This is a genomic window from Microcystis sp. M53602_WE12, from assembly GCF_030065455.1.
Lineage (GTDB): Bacteria > Cyanobacteriota > Cyanobacteriia > Cyanobacteriales > Microcystaceae > Microcystis > Microcystis aeruginosa.
This window is the reverse complement of record NZ_JASJFB010000274.1, coordinates 1-6947: the sequence shown is the minus strand read 5'-3', so window position 1 is coordinate 6947 and position 6947 is coordinate 1. Positions and strand designations below refer to the sequence as shown.

Genomic DNA, 6947 nt, shown 5'->3' with positions numbered 1-6947 from the left:
TGAAATGGGGCGAAAGTCTGTGGACTCTGTGTAAGACAGTACATGGTTTTTTAACTGTGGTATGCGACGGTGGTGGAAGCAGAAACTTAAATCGTGAGGTTTAGGAATCGCCGCACTTTTAGGGCGGCGAGGATGTCAATAAAGATGAGGCTAATCTCTGCCATCTTAGGGCATACTGTGAGTGTAACGAAGCACTATATTACTCAGTTTGCTTTCCCACTCCTTCCCTAGCTGAATCTCTATCTTGGAGAAGCCATAGTCATGATCGAAATGAAAGTCGCTGGAATTGCCCTAGACGCTATCACTCGCAGTCCCATTGTACTACTCAAGGATGGTTCCGAGCGTCGCGCCCTACCTATCTACATCGGACAAGATCAGGCTAAGGCCATTATCACCGTCCTCGAACAACAAAAACCCCCTCGTCCCCTCACCCACGATTTGATCGCTAATATTTTTAAAGTTTGGGACATGGATTTAGAAAAGATTATCATCCATTCTCTCCAAGATAATACCTTTTATGCTGTTCTCTGTCTCCAGCGCGGCGAAGTCAAAAAAGAAATCGATTGTCGTCCCAGTGATGCGATCGCTATTGCCCTGCGTACCAACAGTCCCGTCTGGGTAATGGAAGAAGTGATCGCTTCCGCTTCTATTCCCGTCGATCGTGACGCGGATGAAGAGGAACGTCAAGCTTTTCGCAATTTCGTCTCCAATCTTAGCCCCTCAGACCTGATCCAACGTCGCGGTGATTTTAGTGAGCAGTGAAAATTCAGGAGATAGGAGATAGGGGTTTAGGGGTTTAGGGGTTTAGGGAAATTTCAGCCAAATGCTCCACTGCCCCACTGCCCCACTTCCCCACTTCCCCACTTCCCCACTGCCCCACTTCCCCACTTCCCCACTTCCCCACTCCCCCATCACCCCACACCCCACACCCCACACCCAATACCTTCTAACTGGTAACTGATAACTGGTAACTGATAACTGATAACTGGTAACTGAATCAATGCGTTATCGACGATTTGGCCGTACTAATTGGCAATTTTCGCTGTTTTCCCTGGGGACAATGCGCTGTTTGTCCTCAGAGTCGGTGTTTACTGCAACAGTTGATCGCGCCCTAGAATTGGGGATTAATCACCTAGAAACGGCCAGAGGTTACGGTAATAGCGAAGTTTTTCTCGGTCGCTACCTGCAGCGTCAAGGGGTGCGGGAGCGGGTTTATCTGACTACGAAATTAGTCCCCACTCCCGATCGCCAAACTATGGAAAAAGCGATCGCCGAATCCCTAGAACGATTACAATTAAATTACCTCGATTGTCTAGCAATTCACGGTATTAACACCCGCGAGCATTTAAACTGGATTAAAGACCCGCAAGGCTGCATGAAAGCCGTTTTTCTGGCCCAAGAAGCTGGAAAAATCGGTCATATTGGCTTTTCTACCCATGCACCCCTAGAAATTATTCTGGAGACGATCAATACAGATTTCTTCGCTTTTGTCAATATCCATTACTATTTTTTTTGGCAAAGACAGCAACCGGCGATCGCTTTAGCCCAAGCAAAGGACATGGGTGTGTTTATTATTTCCCCTGCTGATAAGGGAGGGGGTCTCCACAGACCTCCCAAGAAGCTAGAGGAATTATGCGCTCCTTTTTCACCCCTAGAGCTAAATTATCGCTTTTTATTGAGCGATCCGCGCATTACTACCCTCAGCGTCGGGGCAGCGATCCCAGAGGAATTAGAGGCAATTATTAACGTATCTGAACGAGATCAGCCCTTAGATGCGGCAGAAATTGCCGTTTTTAACCGTTTAGAGGCACATTTAACCGATAAATTGGCTACAGATTTATGTAGCCAATGTTATCAATGTTTACCCTGTCCCGAAAATATTAACATCCCTGAAGTGTTGAGACTGCGGAATCTGGCAGTAGCTTACGAAATGACCGATTTTGGCCAGTATCGCTATCGAATGCTGGAAAATGCTGGTCATTGGTTCCCCGGACGCAAGGCGAATAATTGTACTGAATGTGGTGATTGTTTACCTCGCTGCCCGGAAAAATTGCCGATTCCCCAGCTGCTATTTAATACGCATGAACTACTTAACGGCCCACCGCAACGGAGATTGTGGTCATCTTAGGACGAAACCCGAAAAAATTTTTTTTGGGGATCGTCAAAGTGTAAAAACTATCTTAAGATTAACAGGTAAGAGAATTAACTTTCTTGAATTTAAAGAGACAGAAAACAAGAAATAGATTAAGGAGTAAAGGATATGGCACTCGTCCCCATGCGGTTATTGTTGGATCACGCGGCTGAGAACGGATATGGCATCCCCGCTTTTAACGTAAATAATATGGAGCAGATCCAAGCGATCATGCAAGCGGCGGCAGCCACCGACAGCCCCGTTATCCTACAAGCTTCTCGCGGTGCGCGCAAATATGCAGGGGAAAACTTCCTGCGTCACTTGATCACCGCCGCGGTGGAAACCTATCCTCATATCCCCATCGTGATGCACCAAGATCACGGTAATGAACCCGCCACCTGCTACTCGGCCATCCGTAACGGTTTCACCAGCGTCATGATGGATGGTTCCTTAGAAGCGGATGCTAAAACTCCCGCCACCTACGAGTACAACGTTAACGTTACTGCTGAAGTGGTAAAAGTTGCCCACTCGATCGGTGCTAGTGTGGAAGGAGAACTCGGTTGTTTAGGTTCCCTAGAAACTGGTAAAGGAGAAGCGGAAGACGGCCACGGTTTTGAAGGGGAATTAGATCACTCGATGCTGTTAACCGATCCTGATGAAGCGGTGGATTTCGTCGAAAGAACTCAAGTAGATGCTTTAGCAGTAGCCATTGGTACTAGCCACGGCGCTTACAAATTTACCCGCAAACCCACCGGCGAAATTCTCGCTATTAGCCGTATTGAAGAAATTCATAACCGCTTACCCAATACTCACTTGGTTATGCACGGTTCTTCCTCGGTTCCCGAAGATCTCCTCGAATTAATCAACCAATTCGGTGGCGCTATCCCCGAAACCTACGGTGTTCCCGTGGAAGAAATCCAAAAAGGCATCAAGAGTGGTGTGCGTAAAATCAATATCGACACCGACTGCCGTTTAGCAATTACCGCCGCAGTTCGTGAAGCACTATTCAGCAACCCGAAAGAGTTTGATCCCCGTTTCTTCCTGAAACCCTCGATCACCTATATGCAGAAAGTTTGTGCCGATCGCTATCAACAATTTGGTACCGCCGGTAACGCCAGCAAAATCAAACAAATGTCCCTCGATGATTACGCAGCCAAATATGCTAAAGGGCAATTAACCCAAGTCAGCAAAAAAGTTGTGGCTGTCTAGTAGCTGAACAATTAAGCGATCGCTTAATGGCACCGATCTAGGAGAATTTTTTGGGGTAGTTAACCATAACTACCCTCTTTTTTATGGGAATGCCTTCAAGGGAAAGAGTTGTCAGATAAGAATCGATGGCTCTCTTGGGTTTGGTGGGTAAAATGTATTCTAAGATACAGTTCCGCCAGCGAGTGAGTGGGGTGCATCTCACATTTGCGGGAATACCGACAATCAGCAATTATCAGTGACTCTTAGATGATTACAAATATATCAGCAGCTGGGTGTAAGCATCCCACCGAAAAGCTCATGCGCTCCGGGGTTTGGGTAGGGTTGATTCATGAATCAACCCTACCCAAACGGGTGGTTTGGGGGGTTCTACCCCCCAAAAGCTGGGATTGAGCGATAAAACCGAAAGTAATGCCCGATCTTAGCCGAGAGTTTCCCCGTAAAAATCCCAATTGGTAGATTTACAAAAATGAGATGCACCCAGCGAGTGGAACGAACCACAAAGACACAAAGGACACAAAGATTGATCGCTCCTATATAAGTTAAACTGATCACACAAAGAATAAGAGAGCCAATCGATTTCAGAGAAAAGACTATACTGAAAATAATCAGCAGATCAGCACTTGATTTATAAGAGAAGCAAGATGAGAAAAAAATCGTTGTGGGTGGGATTATTAGTGGGATTTTGGTTTTGTCTGACTTGGATGGCATGGACACCCACAGCAGCCGCCTTTAGCGAAGAACAAAAATTATTACTACAATCTTGGCGATTAGTCAACCAATCTTATTATGATGACACATTTAATCATCAAAACTGGTGGCAGGTGCGGGAACAATTCATCAAAAAACCCCTCAACGATCGGACGGCGGCCTATAATGCGATCGAACAGATGTTAGCCACCCTCGATGAACCCTTTACCCGTCTCCTGCGACCGGATCAATACCATAACCTACAAATTAGCACCACGGGGGAATTATCGGGGGTAGGACTGCAAATTAATATCAATCCCGACAATGGTTACTTAGAAGTGGTTGCCCCCCTTGCTGGTTCTCCTGCTGAGGCCGCTGGTTTGACTAGCCACGATCGCATTTTGTTTATTGATGGCATCGATACCACTACTTTAACCCTCGATGTAGCAGCAGCCAAAATGCGCGGGACCGCCGGAACAGAAGTTTCCTTAGTGATTCTTCCCTATCAAAAAAGTCAACCAAAAACCCTATCTTTAACCCGTCAACGGATTTCTTTAAGTCCAGTGGTAGCGGTTTTAGATAAAAATTCTAGTTCCTTGCCCATCGGTTATGTGCGCTTAAATCAATTTAGTGCTAACGCTGCCAAAGAAGTCTCGGAAGCGGTGACAGATTTACAAAAACAAGGAGCCAAGGGTTATATTTTAGATTTAAGAAATAACCCCGGTGGTTTACTGCAAGCGGGCATAGAAATCGCTCGGATGTGGATTAATCAGGGAACGATCGTTTATACGGTTAATCGTGAGGGAATTGCCGATAGTTTTGCCGCTTCTGGCAATGCTTTAACCGATGCGCCTTTAGTCGTTTTAGTCAATCAGGGAACCGCCAGCGCCAGCGAGATTTTAGCCGGAGCATTACAGGACAATCAACGGGGGGTTTTAGTGGGAGAAAAGACTTTCGGTAAGGGATTAATTCAGTCCCTATTCGAGTTACCCGATGGGGCAGGATTAGCGATTACCGTGGCGAAATATGAAACTCCCGCCCACCATGATATTCATAAGTTAGGAATTATCCCGGATCAAGTGGTGGCACAGGAACCGATCACATATCAGGAAATCGGCACCGAAAAAGATAGTCAATACCAAACGGCAATTCAGTTTTTAAACCAGAACACCGTTTTAGCCAAAGCTTCCTAAGTGGGGTTTTCAGTTATCAGTTACCAGTTATCAGTTATCAGTTATCAGATGCGAGTTTTCAGGATTCTTCGTTACTTGGTATAGTTCGATCGGGGGGCATAAATCGACTAAATCCTTATCTGGCAAGAGACTTAATTGATTAGTTCGTTAGAGAGGGAAAACAATTAACAAAGATCGCATCAATGTCTTTATATATAAGGGTTTTATCCCTTATAGCCCCGTTTATTGCCTAAGACAAACAAAAAGAACCGTTTTCAGTTTACTGTTTACTGTTTACTGTTTACTGATCACTGAAAAAACTTCCCACACCCCACACCCGACGGCATAGATCGAACAAATTAGCCATTTTTTCCATCAATATCTAAATTAAGATGGAAACCTGTTTGATTTGAAGAGAATGCTAACATCGATTAGAATTTTCCCAGTCCGGGCTTTTCAGTCTTGCAACCTTGACTCATCCTTGATTTTACTGCCATGCAGAGATATATTCGATCGCCCCTAGCCCTAACCCTGAGTATCAGCCTCTTAGCTAATTTTTTAACCGCTTGTAATAATGCCCAAACCCCGAATAACAACGCCTCTAGTCCCACCACCACTGCCCCCGGTGATGAGGGACTAAAATTAGGAGCATTACTGCCCATTACTGGAGATTTAGCCGCTATTGGTCAAAATATGCCCGAAGCAGCCGCCCTAGCGGTAGAGACTATCAATGCCTGTGGTGGAGTCAATGGCAAACCCGTCACCCTCGTGAAAGAAGATGACCAAACCGATCCCGCCGCCGGTGCTTCAGCGATGACGAAACTAGCGGAGGTGGATAAAGTAGCCGGTGTGATCGGTTCCTTTGCCAGTAGCGTCTCAGGAGCAGCCGTCGATGTGGCGGTGAGAAAGAAAGTTATGTTAGTCTCTCCGGGTAGCACCAGTCCTGTATTTACTGACAGGGCGAAAAAAGGCGATTTTCAAGGTTTTTGGGCGCGGACGGCTCCCCCGGACACCTACCAAGCTCAAGCTTTAGCGGTCCTAGCTAAGAAAAAGGGTTTTCAAAATGTGGCCACCGTCGTGATCAATAACGATTACGGAGTCGGATTTGAACGGGAATTTGTGAGCGCTTTCGATAAATTAGGCGGCACTATCACTAATAAGCAAAATCCTGTCCGTTATGACCCGAAAGCTGCCACTCTCGATAGTGAAGCGGCGGCTGCCTTCGCTAACCAACCGGATGCTGTAGCGGCAGTCCTTTACGCTGAAACGGGCAGTTTATTACTGCAAGCGGCCTATAAACAGGGATTGACCAAAGGAGTTACCGTCCTCCTCACCGATGGGGTTTATTCGGAAGATTTCACCAAACAGGTGGGGAAAGGAACCGATGGTAAGTCAATTATTGCCGGCGCCCTAGGTACAGTCCCTGGGGCCGACGGTCAAGCTTTAAGCGCTTTTACTACTCTCTGGAAGGAAAAAACTGGCAAGGATGTCACCGCTTTTGTTCCCCATACTTGGGACGCGGCGGTTTTATTGATGTTAGCAGCCGAGGCGGCTAAATCTAACACTGGTGAAGGGATTCAAAGCAAGATTCGTGAGGTGGCTAACGGTCCGGGGACGGAAGTAACCGATGCTTGTCAAGCCATGGAAATGATTCGCAAAGGCGAGGATATTAACTATCAGGGGGCCAGTGGCAATGTGGATATCGATGAAAATGGCGATGTGGTCGGTAGTTACGATGTCTGGACTGT

The 6947-nt window shown here is 46.5% G+C and carries 7 protein-coding genes and 1 pseudogene; 6 read left to right on the top strand and 2 right to left on the bottom strand.

Annotated elements, in window-relative coordinates:
* Window positions 1–261: 261 nt before the first annotated feature.
* The 4 genes from PX482_RS09950 (at window position 262) to fba (ending at window position 3340) form a co-directional block, all read left to right on the top strand.
* A complete protein-coding gene (locus PX482_RS09950) occupies window positions 262–762 on the top strand; it encodes a bifunctional nuclease family protein (protein ID WP_002798060.1) in 501 nt (166 codons plus the stop codon).
* A gap of 61 nt (window positions 763–823) precedes the next feature.
* Window positions 824–961 carry a hypothetical protein gene (locus PX482_RS09945; protein WP_288097310.1) on the top strand — a complete coding sequence of 46 codons (138 nt, stop codon included), beginning with the start codon at window positions 824–826 and terminating at the stop codon, window positions 959–961.
* Between the two features lie 39 nt (window positions 962–1000).
* Window positions 1001–2128, top strand: a complete 1128-nt coding sequence (locus tag PX482_RS09940; protein ID WP_288122380.1) for an aldo/keto reductase — start codon at window positions 1001–1003, stop codon at window positions 2126–2128.
* A gap of 132 nt (window positions 2129–2260) precedes the next feature.
* The gene (fba, locus tag PX482_RS09935) at window positions 2261–3340 is read left to right on the top strand and encodes a class II fructose-bisphosphate aldolase (RefSeq protein ID WP_002744497.1); all 1080 of its coding nucleotides are present in this window, start codon (window positions 2261–2263) and stop codon (window positions 3338–3340) included.
* Window positions 3341–3582: 242 nt separating this feature from the next.
* Here the strand turns inward: fba and PX482_RS27680 are convergent.
* Window positions 3583–3789, bottom strand: a pseudogene (locus PX482_RS27680) (hypothetical protein).
* Complete coding sequence (locus PX482_RS09930) at window positions 3707–3922, bottom strand: hypothetical protein (RefSeq protein WP_223212993.1); 216 nt, start codon at window positions 3920–3922, stop codon at window positions 3707–3709. The pseudogene PX482_RS27680 and the gene PX482_RS09930 overlap by 83 nt, the downstream one beginning before the upstream one ends.
* A 59-nt stretch (window positions 3923–3981) precedes the next feature.
* On the opposite strand from PX482_RS09930, the gene ctpA reads away from it, so the two are divergent.
* Both ctpA and PX482_RS09920 read left to right on the top strand, forming a co-directional pair.
* Window positions 3982–5220 (top strand): carboxyl-terminal processing protease CtpA, encoded by a 1239-nt coding sequence (ctpA, locus tag PX482_RS09925; protein WP_288122378.1) that lies wholly within the window; start codon window positions 3982–3984, stop codon window positions 5218–5220.
* Window positions 5221–5694: 474 nt separating this feature from the next.
* Window positions 5695–6947: ABC transporter substrate-binding protein (locus PX482_RS09920; protein ID WP_288122377.1), on the top strand; the 1253-nt coding region annotated here is incomplete at its 3' end.